The organism is Brevibacterium sp. CSND-B09 (assembly GCF_052906525.1).
In genome coordinates this window covers 3,540,843-3,562,858 of sequence record NZ_JBREGI010000001.1, presented here as the reverse complement: position 1 = coordinate 3,562,858, position 22,016 = coordinate 3,540,843, and the positions used below count along the sequence as shown (strand labels likewise).

Genomic DNA, 22,016 nt, shown 5'->3' with positions numbered 1-22,016 from the left:
ACGAGATGCTCAGACTCAAGGCGTTCTGTCATCTATACCTGCCGCCCGGCTCTCGAGTGCGTCAGCCAATCTGTCCCTTTCACGACTGCCGCTCAGTCCGACTCTTCGAGAAGTGCCTGTGCACACGACAGGTCGGTCACAAGATAATTGACCATTCCTGAGACCAAGACAGCGCGAACGGCTGCCACTTTTGCCTGGCCTCCTGCAATTGCCAGTCGATTTGAAATTCTCCTCATTTGCGCAAGAGACAGCCCAATCACCCGACTGTCTAAGTCTTCGACGGCCGGCTCCCCCGAGGAATCAAAGAAGCGGGCAGAAATATCACCTACTGCACTAGACCGTGCGATCTCCTCGAGATCGGGTTCACTGGTCTGCTGACGGAACACTGGTGCGACCTGATCAGCAGAACCCACGCCTACAATCAACAGATCAGCGCGCGCCGCCTCGTCAAGAACGTCTGCACACCCTGCTCTGTCCATAAGCGCCCCGTAGACTCTAGAGTCTGCGGCGATCAGCGGTGCTGGCAATTGATAACCTTGACCTCCTGTCGCGGTCGCAACAGTTGCCACCAACTCCTGCGGGTTGGATCCACTGGCGCGGCCAGCTCGACCGCCAGCCAAAGGGAAAATCTCAAGTTCTGGAGCCGAAAACTTTGGCAGTTGCTCTGCGCTCGCGCTCACCGCTGCGCTCAGTCCAATTACCACTCGTCTAGCTCGACTGAGTAGCAAATGCATTGCTTCTGCCCCAGTGACCCCTAGCACTTTTCCGTCAAATGCCTGTCCAGGCGCGTCGACACTATCCACCGGCGGTGAAACCCAAACTCCTTTCAGCCCAAATTTGCTAACAATTGCCCTCTCGACTTCAAAAAACGGTCGCTCATCAGAGTTGACAGTGATCTTCACGATGCCCAAATGCTTTGCTTCCGCCAGCATTCGCGTAACTTTCACTCTCGAGAGATTGAAGAGCTTTGCAATGTCTTGATGTGTCAAGCCGCTCTCGTAATGGAGCCGAGCTACTCTCCCGAGCATTCGCCTATCACTCATCAACACCCCACCCCTTCGTGACAAACCATTACGGGTTCCTCTTGACTTCGCCCTCGCAATGCTTATCCTACCTTTACGATTGTTCACTTGGGTGAACAAATGTTCACGCTCAAAGGAGAGACGATGTCCGATCTCACTGCCGCACCACAGCCGAGCGGCTTCTCTCGATTCCTCATTAGCCAAGGAATCTCGTCGAAACTCGCATGGGGCTTCCTGGCTCTGATGCTTTTCATGGTGGGCGACGGAATCGAGCTAAGTTTCTTGTCCAACTACTTGACCGACCAAGGGTTTGGCGCGGGCAGTATTGCCACACTGTTCTCTGTCTACGGCCTGATCGTTGCTATCGCCGCATGGCTCGCTGGAGCTCTAGCTGAATCGTGGGGTCCTCGGCGAGTGATGATCATCGGAGGCGCGATCTGGATTGTCCTCGAAGTGGTGTTCCTCGTCGGAGGAGTAATTCCGGGCAATTACACGATCATGCTCATCGCATACGCGATCAGAGCTATCGGGTATCCCTTTTTTGCTTATGGGTTCCTTGTCTGGGTCACGATGGAAACGCCCAATGAGGTCATGGGCAAAGCAGTTGGATGGTACTGGTTCTTCAACGCGATGGGGCTCGGAGTTATCAGTGGCTACTTCGTATCGGCAGTAGTCGAGCCATTCGGAGCGCTCGGTACTTTGTGGTCTGCAATCGTCTTCGTTATTATCGCGACCGCGATGGTGGCTGTACTCGTCAAAGCCCCGAAGAACGACCGCCGGCCGACTAAGAAGGAAACCATTGACGGCCTGGTCAAATCTGTCACGATCATGGCGGAGAAACCTAAAGTTGCAGTCGGCGGAATCCTGCGACTTATCAACACCATGTCCTACTACTCGTTTGCAGTCTTTCTCAACGTCTACATGGTGCAGACAATTGGTTTCAGCCAGTCCGAGTGGTCCTCAATTTGGGGCACAATGCTTTTCGCGAATGTCCTCGCCAACCTTGTCTCGGGCTACGCATCTGACATCTTCGGACGCCTGAACGTAATTGCCTGGGGTGGAGGCCTTGCCACCGCGATCACCGTGCTCGGTTTCTACTATGTGCCCCAAGCCGTCGGCGCCAACTACTTTGTCGTCATGTTCCTCGGAATCATTTACGGTCTCGCTCTCGGCATGTATGTTCCGCTATCTGCGGTGGTCCCCCTGCTTGCTAAGGAGCACAAGGCCGCTGCCGTCGCCGTGCTCAACCTTGGTGCGGGCGCGTCGAACTTCGTTGGGCCCGTGATTGCAGGGCTCGTTCCTCTCATGGGCGTAGCACCGGTGATTTGGGTGCTCGCAGCGATCTACATTATTGGCCTGTTCCTTACATACCTACTCCGCGCACCAGGAATTGAACCTGAGAAGATCGAGGCTCGAAGGGCTTCACGTGCCAAACGACGAACTGAACTCAGCGGTGCGACAAAGGCTGCGGAAGGCTGACCGAAGTGACCACAGAGGCAATTCTGGGCATCGACGCAGGTACCACAGCCGTAAAATCCGTAGTCATCTCGACCGCAGGTGAAGTATTAGGGTCTTCGCGGACTGAAACGGAGATCAGTCGGCCGACGCATACTCAGGCCGAGCAGGACATGTTGGGAGTCTGGGACGCTGTTTGCTTCACAACCAACAAGGCACTTGCGCAAGCCCCGTCGGCAAAGATTCTTGCCGTCTCAGTCACTGGGCAAGGAGACGGAGCATGGCTGATTGACAGCAACGGCAATCCAACCGGACCAGCTGTGCTGTGGTTGGATGGTCGGGCAGGCGATCGTGTCGATGCCTGGCAGTCAGATGGTCGTGCAGACGCTGTCCGTCGTATCACCGGATCCGCCCTATTCTCAGGAGCGCTACCAGTCCTTCTCGAAGAGCTTGAAGCCTCGGATCCCGAGAGACTTGAGGCATCGGCGCATCATCTCAATTGCAAGGATTGGATTCGTTTTCGACTAACTGGAGAGATCGCTACTGACCCCACCGAAGCGAGTCGAACCTACATTGATGTAGATACCGGAAAGTACTCTGATGAACTCTTCACAAGATTAGGTCAGGAACGATTTCGACGGCTTCTCGCTCCCATAAAGTCGTCAACTAGCCTCGCTGGATCAATCACTTCTGCGGCCGCGAAAGCAACAGGACTACCTTCTGGGCTTCCTGTGGCCACAGGCATGGTTGATACTCCGGTCGGCGGCATTGGGCTTGGTGCCGCAAAGCCTGGGCAGGCATATGCAATCATGGGAACGACTAGCTTCGTCGGTGCAGTACATAGCCAAAAGACTGCCGCGACCGACCTACCGGTCATCACTTTGTCATTTGATGGTGAGGGACAGGTCCTCGAGTGTTTTGCACCGATGAACGGAACTCCTAACCTCGACTGGGCGCGAGATTCTCTCGGGCTGTCCGAACTCAGCTGGAAAGAGATTGAGTCACTTGCAGACACTTCTGGACCAGGCGCCGGTGGAGTCATCTATCTTCCCTATACCAGCACCAGCGGCGAACGAGCCCCTTTTGTAGATACTGCGGCATCAGCCGGTTGGGCGAATCTCTCTGTAAGTACGAAAACGTCTGACATGGTCCGCGCAGTCTACGAGGGATTGGCACAATCCCTTCGTGAGTGCATGGACACCCTCGGCATCGATTCGACCACCACGATTCGCCTAAGTGGCGGTGGCGCACAGTCGGATATGATCTGCCAGATCATTGCTGACGTATCTGGTCGAACGATTGAGAGATCAGACGACTCTGAACTCGGAGCTCGCGGCTGCGCCGCGCTTGCTCTGGTCGCCACAAGACATGCAGACAGCGTCCACAACGCAATGGATGTGTTGATGACTCCAGTGCGACGCTTCGAACCAACCCCGGATGTTCAGCAAATCTATAAAGTTCAGTCGCAAGCATTCCGGCAAGTTCGCGACGCCATTCAACCCACTTGGAAAACCCTGCGTCAGTTACGGGCAGACGCTCACCAGATCAAGGACGCAACCTTGATTCAGGCACCGTAACGGCACTGACAAAACTACTCACTGTTTCAGAAAGGACCCTCATGACCTCAAAACCCAATCTGGTCATCACCGCAGCCTTCGATCCGGCCAAAGCTGAGAAGCTCAGCGAGCATTTCACCGTTCACTCAGTTGAACCTTCTATCGCCGGGGAATCGCTGAGTTCACGAGGAATCGACGAACTACTGTCCACCGCAGAGGTGGTCATCACAGAACTTGATCGTGTCGATGAAGCTTCGCTGGCCAAATCACCACGGCTACGCGCCGTTGTCTCATGCCGAGCTAATCCCGTGAACGTCGACATTCCGTCATGCACTGACCGTGGAATCCCAGTGCTTGCCACTCCAGCAAGAAATGCAGAAGTCACAGCAGATCTTGCCTTCGCTCTTCTGCTCATGACTGTTAGGCACACGAGTCAGGCGGAGCGCTGGTTGCGCGGCGGCAATTGGACACAAGACGATGTCTTCGAACCATATTCACTCTTTCGGGGAATCCAGCTTTCGGGCCGGACGCTAGGCATCCTTGGCGGAGGTGCCGTAGGAAGGGGTGTGCTTCGGCGTGCACTCGGATTCGGTATGGATGTCATCGTCTACGACCCGTTCCTTCCGGAAGATGCCTTTGGTGGGGATGCCCGCGTGGCGCCACTAGACGAAGTCCTCGCTACCTCGGACATTATTACCCTCCACGTCCCACTCATGGAGTCCACAGTCGGACTTCTCGGTGCTCGAGAACTGTCACTCATTCAACCGAATGCATACCTGATCAATGCCGCTCGAGCGGCATTGATCGATGAAGAAGCCCTCGTCCAAGCAGTTACTGAACGACGGTTGGCAGGTGTTGGGCTTGATGTCTTTTGGCAGGAACCGACGGCTACAGATCACCCACTTTTCTCATCAGATATCGTCACCATGACCCCGCACATTGCAGGCGCTTCAGACGATGTCATCCGCGAGCATTCCAGGATCGCAGTCGACGGACTTCTGGAGTGGACCCGCAACCAAAAACCTAAGACTGTGAAGAATCCCGAAGTCTTTTCAGACTGACCCTGACGCGATTCATTTCCAACAAGAAAGTACACCCATGAACGAACAGCTGTTCGAACTCGTCACCGAACTCAGCCAAGTCGGTCTGAACGCGGTCCAGAAAGGACTCGCACTTGCGAGCGGTGGCAATCTCTCGGTTCGAGTGCCCGGCGCCGACGAATTCGCAGTCACCGGCGCAGGAACCTTCCTCGACAAACTGACTGTCGACTCGTATGCAACCGTTGACTTAGCAGGGAATCCCACTAGCAGAGCGTCCGCAGTGCGACCGTCTTCTGAGTGGAAACTTCACCAAAGAACTTACGAAGCACGGCCAGATGTCAATTGCATAATCCATCTTCACCCACAGTATGCGGTGCTGCTAGATGCTCTTGGACACAAGGTCCGACTATTCACACTCGACCACGCCTTCTATGTGAAGTCGATAGGTAGAACTGACTTCTATCCGAACGGGTCAGATGAGCTAGCAGACACCGCCGCAGAACAGGCAGGCACCCACAATTGCATCATTATGGGAAATCACGGTTCGTCGGCGATTGGACCCGACATCGAGATGGCGTACCGCAGGGCCGTCAATATGGAGCAGGCTGCGGAGGCGACCTATCGCGCACTACTCCTCGGAGATACCGAAACTGAATTTCCACGAGACCAGTGGGAAATGTTGCACCACGCATGACCTGTGGCCGCACTCAACCATGATTCGAAGCAGACTGAAAACTAAGCCATCGAATACGAACCGGCCCGGCTCAAACTCATGAACCGGGCCGTCGAACTCTATGCTCTACAAATCACTCAGGCCGATGCTCAGCCATGACCTTCGCGAACAGCTCGTCACCGAGCTTGTCGTACGAAGCGTCCTCCGGGTACCACGCGTCGAGTGAGGCGAAGTCGCCCTTGTCGTCGTAGCCCAGCTCGGACACGGACTTCGCCCATTCGGTTCCAGCGGTGTCCAACGTCTTCGGTGCATCGGTGACACCTGCCTTCTCTGCGGTCTTGCCCGACAGGGACTTCGCGTACTTCGCCATCTGCTTCTGCACGTCATCATCGAACGGCTCAACCTTGCCGTCTTTGTCTTTCGCCTGCTCAACGGCCTGCGCCTTCGCGCCGATGACGACCTCCATCATTGTGGAGAACGTCGTCGACATCGAGTCGAAGATGACCTGCTGGTAAGCAACTGGCAGCTCCGAATACTTCTTGCCCGCCGTGATCGCACCGGCCGACCGAGCAATACCCGCATCCGAGGCGACACCGATGTTCGGGGCCACCTCGAAGGTGCCGGCCTCCACATTCGGCGCCAGCTGACCAAGATCGCAATCGACGGTTCCGCGCTGCAACGCCTCATAGGTCTCCGGGAACGACAACGACACCGGAGTCGCACCCAGATCGGCCACCTGCTTGCCGGCGGCGGCCGAACCGACGCGCACCTGCTTACCCTTCCAGTCCTCCAGCGAAGTCATCGGCTTCGAGCACATCGTCGAATACCCACCGGCGGCGAGCATCGGAATGAGCGGAACAAGGTTCTTCTTCTCGAATTCCTCAAGCACCTCGGGCGTCTCCCACGCGGCCTGCACACCGGCCGCATTCGCCGCCAGGTCACTGGCTACCGGCGAAGACGGCAGCGTCGACATGGCTGTGCCGATCGCGTCGAAGGCTGGGTACTCGGCCGGGGTGTACGACGGCAGAGTGAAAGCAAGGTCGACGCGGCCATCGGCCAGAGCGTCATCGACGTCTTCGTAGCTGGCGATCGCCTGTCCCCACACGATGTCGACGGTGATCTTTCCGCCGGAGCGCTCCTCGATAGCCTTCTTCACATCGAGGCCGTTCGGCGCGAGGATCGACTTCTCCGACATCGCCGACGGCTGGAACTTGATCGTCACCGGGTCAAGGTCGGCCAGTGCCTCATCAATCTCGTCCTGGGAAGCGTCGTAGGCGAAGCCCTCCCCCGCAGAGTCCCCGGAACCCGAGCCGTCGCCACCGACTGATCCGGCACATCCGGCCAACAGTGCCAGCGATGCGACCGCCGCAATGACCTGAGCAGGACGTGCTGCCGTGCGGATGCGCTTCATGGGACTCCTTTGAACGAAGGCTGAGAATTCCCTCCAATCATATGCCTGAATGAGGTGACCCTAACCATGAGTCCGCTCACACCCTGCGGCAGCCACCCAAACGACACAGGGCACGGGTGGACGGGCCGCCTCGGCGAGGGTTATCCGGACATTCCCCCGCTGGTGCGGCTGATGAGGTCGGGCAGCCATTCGGTCATTCCGGGCACGGCGACCATGAGAATGAGGAAGATGACGACGACGGGCAGGAACCACAGTAGCGAGATGAAGATGTCGCGCAGCGTGACCGTGGCACCGAGGTTGACCTCGGGGTTCTTCGCGATCGAGTGGACGATGTAGGGAATGATGCCGACCGGCGGGGTGACCATGGCGAACTCGCCGAGGAGGACGACGAAGACCCCGAACCACAGCGGGCTCACGCCCATCGTCTCGAGGGTGGGCAGGAGGATCGGGATGGTCAGCAGCATCATCGACAGGGTGTCGAAGAACATGCCCATGACGATGTAGAGGACGATGAGGACGAGCAGAAATCCGATGCGCGAGAGCCCGAGGTCCGTGATGAGGCCGGTGAGGATGGGGGCGAGTCCGGTGATGGCGAGCAGGCTCGTGAGCATGGTCGCGCCGATCATGATGAAGAAGATCGCCGAGGTGGCCGCCACCGTATCCATGGCCGAGTCCGCGACCTTGCGCCACGGTTGTTCGCCTCGTTTCTCCCACAGGCACAGCAGGAGTGAGCAGAGTGCGGAGGCGGCTCCGGCCTCGGTGGGGGTGAAGATGCCGGAGAACATTCCGCCGAAGAGGACGACGAGGATGACCGCGAAACCCCAGACCCCGGTCAGGGAGGTGAAGCGGTCGCGCCAGGTGGTCGCGGGGCGGGTGGTGTCGGCTGCGTCTGCTGTGTTCTGGGCGTTCTGGCCGCGGCCGACGAGTTTCGGGGCGATGACGCCGATGGCGAAGATGAAGGCGGCGAAGCAGACTGCGAGCAGAATTCCGGGGACGGCACCGGCCATGAGGGCGGGGCCGACCGGCACGGAGGCGATGCCTGCGTAGACGACCATGAGGATCGAGGGTGGAATGAGGTTGCCGGTCATTCCGGAGACCATGATCGTGCCGACGGCCATGCGGCGGTCGTAGCCGGCTTTGAGCATTTCGGGGATGCCGGCTCGGCCCAGGGCGTAGGTCATGCCGATGGTCGAGCCGGTGACGGCGGAGAGTCCCGCCCCGGCGAAGGTGGTGCCGATGCCGATGCCTCCGGGAAGCCAGCTAAACCAGTGGTCGGCGACGCGGTAGATCTTGCCGGAGAGTCCGGATTGGGTGAGCAGCATGCCCATGAAGATGAACATGGGAAGCACGCTCATCGACCAGTCGGAGACGGCGCTGAATGGGGCGGTGGAGAGGATGTTCATCGTCGCCGGAATGCCGGAAACGGCGTAGACGCCGATGATCGACGGCACCGAGAGTGCAATGGCCACCGGGACAGAGAGGAACAAGAGGACGAGCATCATCCCGATGCACCAGGCCCCGCCAATCGCGGCACTTGGGCTGGTGAAGAGGCCAATGAGGCAGACTGCGACAAGTCCGAACCCGATGGTCAGGGCCAGTGCGCCGGGGCGTCCGCGGCGCGAGCCTGTGGGGAAGAGCGCAGTGGTGTTCGGGGGTTGAGGGCCCGCGACGTTCGAAATGCTTGAGTCTTCTGGTGGCAGGGGTGTCCCGGTGAGGTCGGTGTTCGCGTTCACTGCTCCTCCCCTGTCCGGTCGCGGCGAAGGAGAGTGGCAACGGCGTCAAGGATGTAGAGCACGGCGAGGAGAACGAACACGATCGGCACGAGGTAGTACACGGGCCAGGTGATGACGGCGGAGACGTCGGCGGTCGAACCGATCGCCGTGTTCTCCAGCGCTTTGCCCAGCCCGAACCAGGCGAAGGCGATCGACACGAGTGCGCCGAGGAGGCACGCGAAGACCGTGAACACCGCAGCGGTGGCTGGCTTGGCCCGCTCGATGGCCATGGTGACGGTGATGTGTTCCTTCTGCAGCTGGGCGGCGGGGATGCCGAGGAGCGCAACGATCGGCAGGTACCAGTATTCGACGATCTCGTTGGTGCCGTAGAGAGGGGCGTGGAAGATCGATCGGGCCAGGGCGTGGGTGACGATGTGGAGCATCATCACGATGATGGCCGCGGCCGTAGTGACCGTCAGCCACCTATCGAGGACTTTGGTGAACGTGCTCATCAGGAGTCACTGTAACGGTCGGTCGCGGTGCCGGCGGCGGATGCACCGTTAGCGGCTTCTGCTGCATCGGCGCCGGTAGGCGCTCCTGTCCCACCGACGGCGGTATCGGCGGCTCGCAGCGCATCGAGGAGGTCAACCACCTCGGAGGCGTCTGCCAGACCGTCGGGGATCAGCGCGGAGACTCGACGGGCACCGGCTTCTTCCAGGGCGATGGGGTCGATGCCCGCGATTTGGGAGTAGCGGCGGGCGCTGCGAGGCAGCAGCGCGACGCCGAGTCCGTTGGAGATGAGTGATTGGATCGCGCCGGGATTGTCGGTGATGTGCCGGGTACGGGGCTCGAAGCCGGCGGTACGGCAGAGACGTTCGGCGGTCGACCGGCAGCGTACGCATCCCATGATCCATGGAAGGTCGGCGACATCGTTGAGGTGTTGGATCTGTCCGGCTCGGTTCCACCGTTCGGGTACGAGCAGGTCGAGGTGGTCGGCACCGAGATCGACGGTCATGTGTCCGGCCAGCTCGGGTGGGGCTTCGTCTTCATGGTGGAAGAGGAAGGCGATATCGATGGCCCCGTCGTCGAGCAGACGCAGCGCTTCGGGCGGCTCGGCCTCGGAGACTTCGTAGGAGTGGTGAAGTGGTGAGTCCGTCTGCGTGCCCGCGTTTGCCTCTAACCGGCCGAGCGCCGCAGCCAGTGGGCCGATGACGAAGCTGGGGAATCCGGCGAGCCGGACATTGCGTCCGCCGAGTCCGAAGGCTTTCGCAAGGTCACTGCGCAATCCCGTCATCGAGGCGGCCACCTCATTGGCACGGATGCGGGCGAGTTGGCCGGCAGTGGTGAGTCGGATGCCGCGTGGCGTGCGGTCGAAGAGGGTGACGCCGAGGTCCTTTTCCAGGGCGTTCATGTGCTGGGACAGCGCTGGTTGGGACCAGCCGAGTTCACGGGCGGCGGCACCGATGCTGCCGGATTCGGCGATGGCGCCGAAGATGAGGAGGCGTTTGGGCTCACCGAGGTCGAGAGCCTGCTCGAAGACAGTTGCCATAAGTCCAGCTTATGCCAGAGCAGAGCGAACTGGGTCTACCGGAGGCAGATGATGCGCACCACACTGGAAGTAGTCGCGTTGAAGTCATTGCCGAATCGAGGAGTTGGAGTATGCGTAGGATCGGTCTGTTGGGTGGAATGAGTTGGCATTCGAGCATCGAGTACTACACGAAGATCAATGATGCCGTGGCTAAGCAGCTCGGCGGTCATCATTCTGCGCAGATCCTACTCGACTCATGCGACTTCGCAGATATCCGGGAGCTGCAGGAGGCCAACGACTGGGCTGGCAGTGATGCATCGCTCGTCTCGACGGCACAGCGTTTGGTCGATGGAGGCGCCGAGGCTGTCGCGATTGCCACGAATCTCATGCACAAGTGCGCCCCAGCGATCGAGGCGCAGGTCGACGCGCCCCTTATACACATGGTCGATTCGATCGCGACAATGGCGAAGCGCCGAGGCTATTCAACGCTGGCTGTGCTTGGTACCCGATGGACAATGCTCGAGGATTTTTACACTGGTCGCCTCGAGGCGCAGGGCATCAGGACTTTGGTTCCGGACGAGGCGACGTGCCTTGAGGTAGATCAGATCATCTGGGACGAACTCACCCAAGGAGTCTTCACGGACAAGTCGCGTGCCCGGTACGTCGAAATCATGAACGATCTCAAGGCCCGCGGCGCCGACGCGGTGACCCTGTCTTGCACTGAAATCGGCCTGTTGGTCCCACCAGAGACCGCTCCCCTGCCGGCCATCGATTCCGTCGATGCGCATGTCGCAGCAATCGTGGAGTGGATGCTGGCCCGCTAATACACAATAATCAGCTAATTAGCTGCAAGCGATATCGGTGAATTCGAATGCGTGAAGGCATTCAGACTTAACACGCTCCTGCCTTCGAGACCAGTCGGAACAGAAATTGATTCAAACACCCGGCTGATGGGATACCTTCCACAGACCAACGTCATTACGCGCCCATCTCACGCCATAAGAATCAGTGAACCTGACTTCAATTACACGCCAATTGGAATTCTTAGTAATAGGACGAACCAGTCCTTTTACATCTTCCTTTTGATTCGGGAATCCCCAATGGTAGGTTTTGTGTTCTTCTGACACAAAGTCTCCGGGCGGCAAGACATCCATCCTTAGCGGCTTCTTCTGCACAGGTGCTGAGTCTTTCGACACTGAGTAGGTGCTCCAGACTTCAACGTAATACACCGGCGAGTCGGTACTGTTGTGAACTTGAATACCGTTCGCCGCAGTCGAATCGCCGTCTGCCTTTTGGATTATTTTTACACACCACGACGCTATGCCACTGGCCTGTTCCTTCTCCATTCGTTCAGACGCATGTTTATCCCGAGATGACTCGATTCGAAACAGTTTCCCGGAAGTAGCCGCTGCCCAAATCGCAGCAATCAACGCACCAATCGCGCCGAGCGCAGACACCCACTCTGCCAGATTCCCCAATTAAACCACTCTCCGCGAATCTCGAAGTAACAATTTAAATGCATCAAGAATGACATGCACCGTAGTCGCATTCACAATCGTCCACACTCCAAAGAGTGAGGCATGTCTATAATGAGCTTTCGATGTGCCAGATACAGTGCAGACTACTTGTAGAGTTCGTATCTCCAGTACTTCAGTCCGTATATTGGGATTTCGGCTACCGAACTGGCGTAACTGCTATCGGAATCATGGGCACCGCTTCACGCCGTCTCGTGTTTTTATCACCAGGCTGACTGGGGCTTTTGATGTGGCATTTCCCAGACTACAGTCAGCTCATGACAACTCAGATCTCGCCGAGATCGGGAATCGATCGGTGGGGCCCACCATTGATCGTCTTCGGCGTGTGGTTCGTCGCTTTCATCGCCTTCTTCATCACGTGGCTACTGGCGTCCGACACGGCGGTCGGCAATCCCTGCCAAGGTGCGGGCTTCGGCTGCTTTGAAACCGACCGACAAGGAGTTGAGTTCCTCGGATTCCTCATCGGCCTGCCAGTGACTTTAGGGTGGCTCATCCTCGGTCTGATCGTGACGTCGCTGGTCGGCCTGATCAAGAACATGCGCTGGTGGTGGAAGGGCTTACTCTCACTTGGCATCTGCCTCGCCCTCGCCGCTGCCATCGCCGCCATCATCATTCAGGTTCGTTAGGTTCCACTGATTGCGGTATCCGAGCCTCTTCGAGCTTCCTCTGACGGCGCTTGAGGTTGCTGCGACTCGCGAAGTAGGCGAGCAGGACAAGCAGCCCAATACGCAAGGTGGTCATCACCCAGTCCGGAACTCCCAGGGATATGTCCGGGATCCACCCGAACAGCAGATTGAACAGCCACTCGAAAAACTCACCCACCGGAGCCAGCACCGACTGCAACCAGTGAGCGATCGGCTCAAACCACGGCCACAAATGGTCCTTCATCCATCGTGCAATCGTGTCGAACAACCAAGCAAGCAAGGCGCCCAGCCCGAGCAGCGGGAGAAGCAACCGCACCAGGGTCGTCACCCCAGAGACAAGCGCATATCGCTCCGGATGCGCCGCCCGTCGACGCTCACGCGCCTCTGAACGACTGCCGGCCTCGGGCAGCAATGGCACAACATCGAGATCTTTCCGGACCTCGACCTCACCGGCACCACCCATCGCCGCACTCGTCACGTGAATTTCTTCCCGCGAAGGCATCGATCCGATCTCGGTCCGCCGATGAACTTTGAGCCGAGTCTTCAGCCATCCACTCGCACGGACGGCTACCTCAGGCTCACCCTCGGAGCCTGCCGTAGATAGTCGACCGATCGGATACTCGACATCGTCGATAGAGACCGCTGTGACCGTCGTCTTCCACGGAGTATGTTTGGCTATCACCGAGTACTCGTGGTCGAATGCGCTGCCGGTGTAACTGGTGGTCGCGACAACCCTCGAATCTTCGGTCACAGAAGTCCCTCCAACAATGCAAACGAGCTTGCCATCCGTTAAGACAGACATACTTGTCAGTTTTCACATGCCCGGAGCGACCCTAATCGTTTCCAACCATTCACGCCAACGGCTGAGCCGGACCGCATCCGAATGGGGCACGCCTCTATGCCTACCTAGCCCAAGCCTGGTCCGACTCGTCGCCGCGCTGCACGCTGTCGTGAAAGCCGCGCCCGTCAACGAATTCGCTCACTCGTCGAATCCCGTGGAGCGCGTTGACGAGCCACACCTCGTGCCCGACAAGCCCCTCGGGCCGCACTCGCCGCAACTCGATCGGAATCGACCGAGTGCGCGCCTCCTCGAGGATCACCGCCGAGGTGACACCCGGCAACGCACCCATCTCCGGATCCGGTGTACAAAGTGTCTCTTCGTCCCACCACAGCAGGCTCGTCGTCGCTCCCTCGATTACGTACCCATCCTCATTGATGAGCAATACCTCGTCACAGCCGAACTGCTCGCGGGCATCCGCCCTCACACGCTCAAGCAAGGCAATGTCCGGACCTTTGCGGCACGGAGTAGTGCGCGGGTCGGAATGTGACGGGACGAGAACCCGCAACTCACGAGTCCGCGAAGGTGCCGGCCGCAGGCGAAATGCCAGCAACCGCTCAGCTCCTGAGGGATCCTCGAGGACGTCCACGCGTGGGAACCACTCCCCCGTCGCCGGGATCTTCTCGACCACTGCCGCCCAGAAACCCTTGGTGATCGCGCTACCCATCCCTACCTGAGCAGCAGCATCACCGAACCGTGCCCGATGGCGGTCGAACGCTCGTGCCCGACCGTCTTCAACAAACCACGAATCGGCAGCCATCAGCGTCGATGAGCTGATGTCCGCCATTGGCTCTTGGAAACGGCTTTCCCGTTGATTCCACAGCCACACGTTCATCGCTCGACTCCGCCCGAATATTCGGCCACAACGGTATCAGCCGGTCCGACCTCCTCGGCGGGAATCATGGTCTGGAAGTCAACTTCGCCGAACTGCTCAGTCGAACGGATGCACGTCCCCCGCGCGGACAGAACATCCGTATGAACGGTGTCCTTGCCCGGGAAGTCCGCAGAGCCGAGCAACCTCAGCACCGGGGCTGCTTTCACCACGGTTTCCGCGTACTCCTCGTCGGAGTCCGAGAGTGCGACGATCGCTCCGCCGACCCCGTACCTCACCTTCTCACCGTGGACGACGAGCGTGCGAATGACGACGCTGAGATCGACGGCACCGCCGAACGAGAAGTACCCGACCGCGCCGCTGTACACCCCACGCGCGGCGGCCTCGAGCTCATCGATGATCGCCATCGTCCGCAGCTTCGGCGCCCCGGTCATCGACCCCGGTGGGAACGCCGCCCGCACACACGCCACCGGACTGGCGTCCTTTGCCAAGCGTGAACTCACCGTCGAGACCATCTGATGCACCGTCGCATAGGATTCGATCCCGAACAGCGTGTCCACCTGCACCGATCCCAGCTCGGCCGTGCTCCCGAGGTCGTGCCGGACGAGATCGACGATCATGAGATTTTCCGACCGATCCTTCACCGAGGCGGCCAACTCAGCCTTGATCGCCTCGTCCTCGGCCGGGTTCGCTCCCCTGGGCCGAGTACCCTTGATCGGCTTAGACTCCACTCGGCCGTCTGCGCCAATCCTCAGAAATCGCTCAGGTGAGGTGCTGAGAATCGCCGCCTCACGCGTGCGGATGAACGCCCCGAACGGCGTCGGGTTGTCCGCGCGCAGCCGCAGGTACATTTCTAGCGGAGTTTCGTGCGGGTCGGCGGTGCCTTCGAGCATGTTCGTCAGGCAGACTTCGTAGGTCTCGCCATCGGTGATCTTCCCTTGCACTTGGTAGATGAGGTCGAGGTACTCGTCCCGACTGTGTCGTGCCACGAGATTTGGATTGCGGCGTTTCGCTGGGTCTGTGGTGTCCACCTTCGCCGAGGTGGTGTTCGGTTTGTGAGCGCCAGTGACCTCATCGGCGGGGACCGATGCGATCCGCGTGCGTGTGTGGTCGAGCCAGACCTGGTTAGCTGCTTGGCCGTCTGAGTCATCGGCGCGACGCAGCGCCAGAAGGTGGATGCGCTCGGTGTCGTGATCGATGACCAACGCGCGGTCCAAGAACATCATGACGGCGTCAGGCAAGTCGGATTCGTGCCGATTCGGTGAGCCGACCTCGGCCTTGAGCTCGTAGCCGAGGTAACCGACCCACCCAAGCCGGAACTCGAACGGCAGGTCTTGGCTGTCCGCCCGTATGTAGGGGATTTCGGATCCGGCGCTGGGCGGTTCAACTCCTGTGCCTGACACTGAGACAGTCGTGCCAGCGAACTCACCATCGAGCCAGTCGAAGAACCCGGACGACTGAATGAAGCTCTTTGATTCGCCACCGGCTGAGCGGACTTCGACAGTCCCTTCCGACACAGAGGCAGTCGCTACTTTGCTCAGCGGACCGGACGGCGCACCCATGATTGAAAACCGTGACGAGTCATTGTCAGGTAGGTTGCCGTCGAGCCAGACGGCCTCGGGTTCATCACCGAAGAGCTCGGCGAAGAGACGTTCGTTGGAGACCTTTTGTGGGAGCACATCGGAGTCGAGAATGTAATGGTGTCGAGGGTTAGAAAGACTGGTGGTCCTTTGGGACGGATCGAGTACTCCGCTCGTCCCCGCGGGGACGTCGGAACCGGAGGCCAAATCCTTGCCAACCCAATCCTCCGTAGCCGGCAGGTCATTCTCGTGCTGACCGCGGCGGTTCCACGCCTCAGTCAACTCAGCGAAGTTCTTCAGCAGCGTCCGTGCCTGATCGGACGCGATCGATTCTGGGTGGAACTGGACTCCCCATTGTGGCCTGGACCGATGCCGCAGCGCCTGGATGACTCCGTCTTCGGACCACGCTGTTGCCTCCAAACTATCGGGCAAGTCGGTCACTGCGAGGGAGTGGTAACGCACCGCCGAAAACGGCGAGGGGATACCGGCGAACAGCTCGTTGCCGGTGTGACTGATCTGAGAGACCCGACCGTGTCGAGGCTCCGGAGCGTGCACCACGCCTCCTCCGTGCACATGAGCGATCCCCTGATGGCCGAGGCACACGCCGAGCACCGGGATCGGGGAATGTTCGATCACCTCGGCGCAGATGCCGAAGTCGGCCGGCCGTTCCGAAGTTCCCGGTCCCGGGGAGATGACGACATTGTCGAACTCGTCGAGCACGCTCAGCTCGAATTCTTCCCAGTCGTTGGGCACGAGCGTCGGCGCACACTCGTTTACCTCGGCAAGGAGGTGAAAGAGGTTGAGCGTGAACGAATCAGCATTGTCGATGAGCAGAGTGCGGATCACGCCTGCCTCCTCATACGCAGCGGTGTGGCACCTCAACGAATCCAATCGTCCGTGCGTCGTGGAAGTGAGGCAGGAACAATCGTATTCGACAGACAAGCGCAGCTGGTAGCGTCGCTCACGATCACACTCAATGAGACAGGAGGACGTCGGTGTTCACAGCGTTGAAATTGACTGCGTGGATTCTTGTCGGCATCGGGCTGATCGTGAACTTGGCATTCCTTGCGGATTCGAACAGCGGTCCGTACCCGCTGTGGGCACTGCTGCTCATCATCGGCGCACTCGTTCTGATGATTCCGATTCTCCGCAACCGCCAGAGGCGGGACCGACGATGAACGGGCTTTGATGAGCACGCGGCTCAATCGAGATCCTCGCTTGAGTCGCGTGCTCGTCAGCACCTTGCGACGTGGTCAGCCAAGTACGAGCCGGCGGGTCGAATCTTCTAATCCACCGGCCGCCTCGGCGATCAGGGACTCCTCCGAGTCCGCGCCCGCACGGACGTACCGCCCGGTGAACGCATCTAGTGTCCCCGAGGCCAGAGCCAAGGCGAGACCCGTGACCTGTTCGGGCGAGGTCCAGTCATCGCCCTGACGGAAGTCGTGGACAGGCATTGACTTCGTCATCGCGGTCTCGACGACACCGGGTGCCATTTCGAAGATGCGCAGCCCCTTGTCGTGACCAAAGTGAACAACCGAATCGGCGATGCGGAACAGTGCCGCTTTCGACGCCGAATACACGGCGTACGCGGGAGTCCCCTGCGCTCCCGATCCCGAGTTGAGGTCGATGATCCTGCTGGGACGTCCGGTCGCCTCGGCGCCCGCCATCAGAACGGGTGCAAAGACATTAATCATGAGCGCAACCCCGGTGACGTTAGCGTCGACGACGCCCTTGAGGCTCTCCGGATCGGCATCCCACAGTGGCCCTTCGGTCGACTCGATGCGCCCGGCATTATTGATGAGCACCTGCAGACGCTTCCCCGTCGATTTCTCGAGTTCAGCGACAGAGTCACGCAGCTGGTTCACCACAGTGATGTCATCAGTGCGCAGACCGACACCGGTCACCGTTCCCCCGGTCGATTCAGCGATCTCTTCAGCCGCAGCTTCCGCCTTCTCCGCCGAGGTGGCCGTGACGATCACGTCATACCCGGCCTTCGCGAACGCCTCCGACAGGTGACGCCCGATTCCGCGGGCACCGCCGGTGATGAGCGCGATCGTCTCGGACGGAACCGCTGTCGCTTCAGAGGCTCCGCCGTTCGTGGGCATGTTGGTTCCGTAGGGCAGCTTCTCGGACATGATCGGGACTCCTCGGTGTTGGTCGGGTGCGGGTGGTCAGTTGTCCAGGTGCGCGGAACAGGTGCTCACGCCCGCGCGTTCGGTTGCTCGCGTGCTCGCTGCTGCGATGCTCGGAGCGAATACAACAGAACCCGGTCGAACCACTGTAACGGTCGACCGGGCTCTGTTACGCACTGTTCTCAGCTGCGGACTTCAGCGCCGTGACGCTCGGCGGCCAATTTCGTCGCCGCTTCACGCATCGCCGAGGCCTCATCGGCCTTGAGCGTACGATCCGGGGCGCGGAAGGTCAGGCGGAACGCCAGCGACTTCTTGCCCTCGGGCAACTGGTCGCCGGTGTAGAGGTCGAAGGTCTCGAGCAGTTCGAGCTCCTCCCCTGCACCTTCACGCAGCGTCGCGGCCAAAGTCTGAGTCGGCAGCTCGGCATCGACGATGAGCGCCACATCCTGACGCGACACCGGATAGGTCGACAGCGCACCGTCCCAGGCACGCAGGTCATCCTGAGCCAGCAGCGCATCGAGATCGATCTCGAATCCGACGGTCCGTGCCGGCAGGCCGAGGTTCTCGCACACCTTCGGGTGCAGCTCGCCGGCATGGCCGAGAGTCTGCCCGTCGGCAAGGAGGAACTTCGCAGCCCGTCCCGGATGCCACGGAGCGATCTGATCGGCCTCGACGGTGACTTCGAGTCCGTTCGTTTCAGCGATCCGGCGGACGGTGTCGATGACGTCGGCGGCCTCGGCCTTGCGGCCCTTGCCCCAGACCCCGGGCATCTCCGCATTCCCGGAGATGATGCCCGCGTAGTGGTAGGGCTGGTGCGGCACCGATGCGTAGATCTTTTCCAGCTCGTCATCGCTCGGGTGGTATCCGGGCAGGTGACGCGGTCCGGGCCCCTCAGGCAGGCCCGCCGAGGTGGACACGAGTCCGGCCTCGAACAGTGCGACGTCCTTCGCCCCGCGGCCCTGGTTGCGAACCACGAGGTCGACGAGTGTCGAGAGCAGGTTGGTGCGCATGAGCGGCAGGTCTTCGGACATCGGGTTGGCCAGGCGAACGTGCTTGCGACGCACATCATCGGCCTCGAGCCGCAGCTGGTCATCGCGCTTGTCGTTCGTGAACGGGTACGACAGCACCTCGGTGAACCCGTCGGCGGCCAGCAGATTCGAGATCCGGCGACGCGTCTTCTGCGCGACTGTCAGGCCGTTGCCGGCCCGAGCGGCGGGCTGAACGGACGGAATACGGTCGTAGCCGCCAGTGCGGGCGACTTCCTCGATGAGGTCGACGTCGTCGGTGATGTCCGTGCGCCAGCTGGGCACGGTCACCGACACGGTCTCCTCATCCTTAGTCGACACTGTTGCGCCGATGCCCTCAAGAAGTAAGGTCACCTCGGCGACGGTGTAATCGACACCGACCAGCGAGGCGACACGAGCGACCTTGAGATCGAGCACCGTCGGCTCCGGAGCCTGCCCGACCTGGGTGGTCGCAGGGCTGAGCGTGCCGCCAGCGAGTTCGACGAGCAGGTCCGCGCAGCGACGAGCCGCCACTGGCGCAAGCTTCGGGTCGACTCCGCGTTCGAAACGACGCGAGGCCTCCGAAGACAGCTTGTGGCGACGCGAGGTGCGAGCAATCGAGATCGGGTCGAAGTGAGCAGCCTCGATGACGACGTCGGTCGTCTGGTCGTTGACCTCGACGTCGGCGCCGCCCATGACGCCGGCCAGACCGATGATCTTCCCGCCCTTTCCGCGGGGCCCGTCCCCGCGGTCGGTGATGAGCAGATCCTCGGGATCGAGCTTGCGCTCGACATCATCCAGCGTTGTGAACTTCTCCCCCGCACTCGCACGGCGCACGACGATCTCGTCGCCAAGCAGCGAAGTGTCGTAGGCATGCAGAGGCTGGCCGAGTTCGAGCATGACGTAGTTCGTGACATCCACGGTCAAACTGATCGGGCGCATGCCCGCCTGCTGCAGACGACGCTGCATCCAGAACGGAGTCTTCGCCTGAGGATCAAGCCCGGTGACCTGCAAGGCAGTGAACTGGTCACAGCCGGCCACCTCGTTGATGGGGTTGTTGTCCTCGATCGCAACCGGGAATCCATCGTCGGTGGCAGCGTTGGTGGGAGCCACCTCGGCGGATCCGATATCGGTGAAGGTCTGACCCTTCATCTGCGCGTATTCGCGTCCGATGCCCCGCATCGACAGCTGGTAGCCGCGGTCGGGGGTGACGTTGACGTCGAGGGTGACCTGATCGAGGCCGAGCAGCGCGATTGCGTCATCGCCAGGCTCACCGGACAATCCCAGATCCGACAGCACGATGATGCCGGAGTGATCCTCGCCGAGGCCGAGCTCCTTGGCCGAGCAGATCATGCCGTCGGACTTGTGACCGTAGGTCTTCCGAGCCGCAATCGCGAAGTCGCCGGGCAGGACGGCTCCGGGCAGGCAGGCGACGATGAAGTCGCCGGGCACGAAGTTGTGGGCACCGCAGATGATGCCGCGGCTGGGCACCTCGGGTCCGGGCTGAGGGTCCTTCGGGTCGTCGAGATCCTCGTTGTGTTCGGGTCCGACGTCGACGCGGCACCAGTTGACCGTCTTGCCGTTCGAGTGCTCTTCTTTGACGAGTTCGAGCACACGACCGACGACGAGGGGACCGGTGATCTCGGGTCCGAAGAAGTCCTCTTCCTCGAGTCCGACGGCCGCGAATTCGGCGGCGAGGGCATGGGGATCGGTCTCGGCTGGGAGATCGACATAGTCCGCCAGCCAGTTCAGTGGGACGCGCATATCAAGCCTTCATTCCGAAACGGGCCGAGAAGCGCACATCGCCTTCGACCATGTCGTGCATATCGTTGATTCCCTCGCGCAGCATCAGGGTGCGTTCGATGCCCATGCCGAAGGCGAAGCCCTGGTAGACGTCGGGGTCGATGCCGGCGGCGCGCAGCACGTTGGGGTGGACCATTCCGCAGCCGCCCCATTCGATCCAGCCGGGGCCGCCGACCTTGTTGGGGAACCAGAAGTCCATCTCCGCGCTCGGTTCGGTGAACGGGAAGAAGCTCGGGCGCAGGCGGGTCTTCGACTCCGGGCCGAACATCTCGCGGGCGAAGCCGTCGAGGGTGCCCTGCAGGTTAGCCATGGTCAGGCCCTTGTCGATGGCGATGCCTTCGATCTGGTGGAAGACCGGGGTGTGGGTGGCGTCGAGCTCATCGGTGCGGAAGGTCTTGCCTGGGCACACGACGTAAAGCGGCACGCCGCGCTCAAGAAGGGAGCGGGACTGTACCGGTGAGGTGTGGGTGCGCAGGACCAGGCCGGCATCGGCAGGGTCGACGAAGAACGTGTCCTGCATCTGGCGGGCCGGATGGTCAGGGCCGAAGTTGAGCGCATCGAAGTTCAGCCACTCGGACTCGATTTCGGGGCCTTCGGCGACTTCCCAGCCGAGGCCGACGAAGTAGTCCGCGGCCTGTTCCTGGATCAGGGACAGAGGGTGGCGAGCGCCGCGGCGGCGACGATCGGTGGGCAGGGTGACGTCGATGGCCTCTTCGATGAGCACGGCGGCATCGCGTTCGGCTTCGAGCTCGGCCAGGCGTGCGTCGTGGGCCTGCTTGACCTGTCCCCTGGACTTGCCGACGATCTTGCCGGCAGCGGCCTTATCGGCCTTGTCGAGTGAGCCGATGGCTCGGTTGGCGAGCGCCAGCGGGGCTTTGTCACCGGTGTGGTCGATCTTCGCCTGCTTGAGCTCGTCGAGAGTCGTCGCATCCGTGAAAGCCTTGAGTGCCGCGTCGACGGCCTGCTTCACGGCCGACTCGTCCAAGGGGTCGAGTTGGTCTGTCATCAATGTCCTTTTGTCCGTACTTGCCCGTAGCTGTGGGGACGTCATTCTTCTTCGCGTGCCAGTCTATCGTCTCTCCTGTCGGGACCTGGGGCGGCGTCCGCTGGGTGGGTGGGCCACCTCGGTGGGCGTTCCCTTCGCCGAGGCGGCCCCACGGTTCCGTACGTCCGCTGGGTGGGTGGTCCACCTCGGTGATGGAGGTGTGGGGCCGGTCATAGGGACTGAGCGGAGAAGAGCGTAGGGTCGGG

19 protein-coding genes are annotated in these 22,016 nt (G+C 60.5%); 7 read left to right on the top strand and 12 right to left on the bottom strand.

Annotated features, from left to right (window positions below; translation table 11 throughout):
* Positions 1-92 precede the first annotated feature (92 nt).
* Positions 93-932, bottom strand: a complete 840-nt coding sequence (locus ACU4IU_RS15990; protein ID WP_446657278.1) for a sugar-binding transcriptional regulator — start codon at positions 930-932, stop codon at positions 93-95.
* Between the two features lie 234 nt (positions 933-1,166).
* Between ACU4IU_RS15990 and ACU4IU_RS15985 the strand changes: the two genes are divergently transcribed.
* Genes ACU4IU_RS15985 through ACU4IU_RS15970 form a run of 4 tightly spaced genes read left to right on the top strand, consistent with a single transcriptional unit; the run spans position 1,167 to position 5,767 of the window.
* Positions 1,167-2,501, top strand: coding sequence for an MFS transporter (locus ACU4IU_RS15985; protein ID WP_446657277.1), 1,335 nt, complete (start codon positions 1,167-1,169; stop codon positions 2,499-2,501).
* A 5-nt stretch (positions 2,502-2,506) separates the two neighbouring features.
* Positions 2,507-4,054: an FGGY family carbohydrate kinase gene (locus tag ACU4IU_RS15980; RefSeq protein ID WP_446657276.1), complete on the top strand. Its 1,548-nt coding sequence runs from the start codon at positions 2,507-2,509 to the stop codon at positions 4,052-4,054.
* 41 nt (positions 4,055-4,095) lie between these two features.
* Positions 4,096-5,094: an NAD(P)-dependent oxidoreductase gene (locus tag ACU4IU_RS15975; RefSeq protein ID WP_139908349.1), complete on the top strand. Its 999-nt coding sequence runs from the start codon at positions 4,096-4,098 to the stop codon at positions 5,092-5,094.
* 37 nt (positions 5,095-5,131) lie between these two features.
* On the top strand, positions 5,132-5,767 hold the full coding sequence (locus tag ACU4IU_RS15970) for a class II aldolase/adducin family protein (RefSeq protein WP_259358677.1): 636 nt from the start codon (positions 5,132-5,134) through the stop codon (positions 5,765-5,767).
* Positions 5,768-5,879: 112 nt separating this feature from the next.
* Here the strand turns inward: ACU4IU_RS15970 and dctP are convergent, their stop codons facing one another.
* The 4 genes from dctP to ACU4IU_RS15950 form a co-directional block, all read right to left on the bottom strand.
* Positions 5,880-7,157 carry a TRAP transporter substrate-binding protein DctP gene (gene dctP / locus ACU4IU_RS15965; RefSeq protein WP_446657275.1) on the bottom strand — a complete coding sequence of 426 codons (1,278 nt, stop codon included), beginning with the start codon at positions 7,155-7,157 and terminating at the stop codon, positions 5,880-5,882.
* A gap of 140 nt (positions 7,158-7,297) precedes the next feature.
* Positions 7,298-8,890: a TRAP transporter large permease gene (locus tag ACU4IU_RS15960; RefSeq protein WP_446657274.1), complete on the bottom strand. Its 1,593-nt coding sequence runs from the start codon at positions 8,888-8,890 to the stop codon at positions 7,298-7,300.
* The gene (locus ACU4IU_RS15955) at positions 8,887-9,381 is read right to left on the bottom strand and encodes a TRAP transporter small permease (protein WP_446657273.1); all 495 of its coding nucleotides are present in this window, start codon (positions 9,379-9,381) and stop codon (positions 8,887-8,889) included. Before ACU4IU_RS15955 ends, ACU4IU_RS15960 begins: the two co-directional genes overlap by 4 nt.
* Positions 9,381-10,418, bottom strand: a complete 1,038-nt coding sequence (locus ACU4IU_RS15950) for a LysR family transcriptional regulator (protein ID WP_446657272.1) — start codon at positions 10,416-10,418, stop codon at positions 9,381-9,383. The genes ACU4IU_RS15955 and ACU4IU_RS15950 overlap by 1 nt, the downstream gene beginning before the upstream one ends.
* A gap of 110 nt (positions 10,419-10,528) precedes the next feature.
* On the opposite strand from ACU4IU_RS15950, the gene ACU4IU_RS15945 reads away from it, so the two are divergent.
* Complete coding sequence (locus tag ACU4IU_RS15945; protein WP_446657271.1) at positions 10,529-11,221, top strand: aspartate/glutamate racemase family protein; 693 nt, start codon at positions 10,529-10,531, stop codon at positions 11,219-11,221.
* 111 nt (positions 11,222-11,332) lie between these two features.
* Here the strand turns inward: ACU4IU_RS15945 and ACU4IU_RS15940 are convergent, their stop codons facing one another.
* Positions 11,333-11,875 (bottom strand): hypothetical protein, encoded by a 543-nt coding sequence (locus ACU4IU_RS15940; protein ID WP_446657270.1) that lies wholly within the window; start codon positions 11,873-11,875, stop codon positions 11,333-11,335.
* Between the two features lie 314 nt (positions 11,876-12,189).
* Between ACU4IU_RS15940 and ACU4IU_RS15935 the strand changes: the two genes are divergently transcribed.
* Positions 12,190-12,558 carry a hypothetical protein gene (locus ACU4IU_RS15935; protein ID WP_446657269.1) on the top strand — a complete coding sequence of 123 codons (369 nt, stop codon included), beginning with the start codon at positions 12,190-12,192 and terminating at the stop codon, positions 12,556-12,558.
* On the opposite strand, the gene ACU4IU_RS15930 is transcribed toward ACU4IU_RS15935, so the two are convergent.
* The 3 genes from ACU4IU_RS15930 to pabB form a co-directional block, all read right to left on the bottom strand.
* Positions 12,542-13,327, bottom strand: coding sequence for a hypothetical protein (locus ACU4IU_RS15930; RefSeq protein WP_446657268.1), 786 nt, complete (start codon positions 13,325-13,327; stop codon positions 12,542-12,544). The genes ACU4IU_RS15935 and ACU4IU_RS15930 overlap by 17 nt on opposite strands.
* 151 nt (positions 13,328-13,478) lie before the next feature.
* On the bottom strand, positions 13,479-14,249 hold the full coding sequence (locus ACU4IU_RS15925; RefSeq protein WP_446657267.1) for an aminotransferase class IV: 771 nt from the start codon (positions 14,247-14,249) through the stop codon (positions 13,479-13,481).
* Entirely contained in the window at positions 14,246-16,672 is a 2,427-nt protein-coding gene (gene pabB / locus ACU4IU_RS15920; RefSeq protein WP_446657266.1) for an aminodeoxychorismate synthase component I, read from the bottom strand. Before pabB ends, ACU4IU_RS15925 begins: the two co-directional genes overlap by 4 nt.
* A 149-nt stretch (positions 16,673-16,821) precedes the next feature.
* Between pabB and ACU4IU_RS15915 the strand changes: the two genes are divergently transcribed.
* On the top strand, positions 16,822-17,004 hold the full coding sequence (locus tag ACU4IU_RS15915; RefSeq protein ID WP_172174522.1) for a hypothetical protein: 183 nt from the start codon (positions 16,822-16,824) through the stop codon (positions 17,002-17,004).
* A 75-nt stretch (positions 17,005-17,079) separates the two neighbouring features.
* On the opposite strand, the gene ACU4IU_RS15910 is transcribed toward ACU4IU_RS15915, so the two are convergent.
* From ACU4IU_RS15910 to pheS, 3 genes are all read right to left on the bottom strand, one after another.
* On the bottom strand, positions 17,080-17,961 hold the full coding sequence (locus ACU4IU_RS15910; RefSeq protein ID WP_172174519.1) for an SDR family NAD(P)-dependent oxidoreductase: 882 nt from the start codon (positions 17,959-17,961) through the stop codon (positions 17,080-17,082).
* Positions 17,962-18,140: 179 nt separating this feature from the next.
* Complete coding sequence (gene pheT, locus ACU4IU_RS15905) at positions 18,141-20,726, bottom strand: phenylalanine--tRNA ligase subunit beta (protein ID WP_446657265.1); 2,586 nt, start codon at positions 20,724-20,726, stop codon at positions 18,141-18,143.
* Position 20,727: 1 nt separating this feature from the next.
* Positions 20,728-21,771, bottom strand: coding sequence for a phenylalanine--tRNA ligase subunit alpha (gene pheS / locus ACU4IU_RS15900; protein ID WP_446657264.1), 1,044 nt, complete (start codon positions 21,769-21,771; stop codon positions 20,728-20,730).
* Positions 21,772-22,016: the final 245 nt, after the last annotated feature.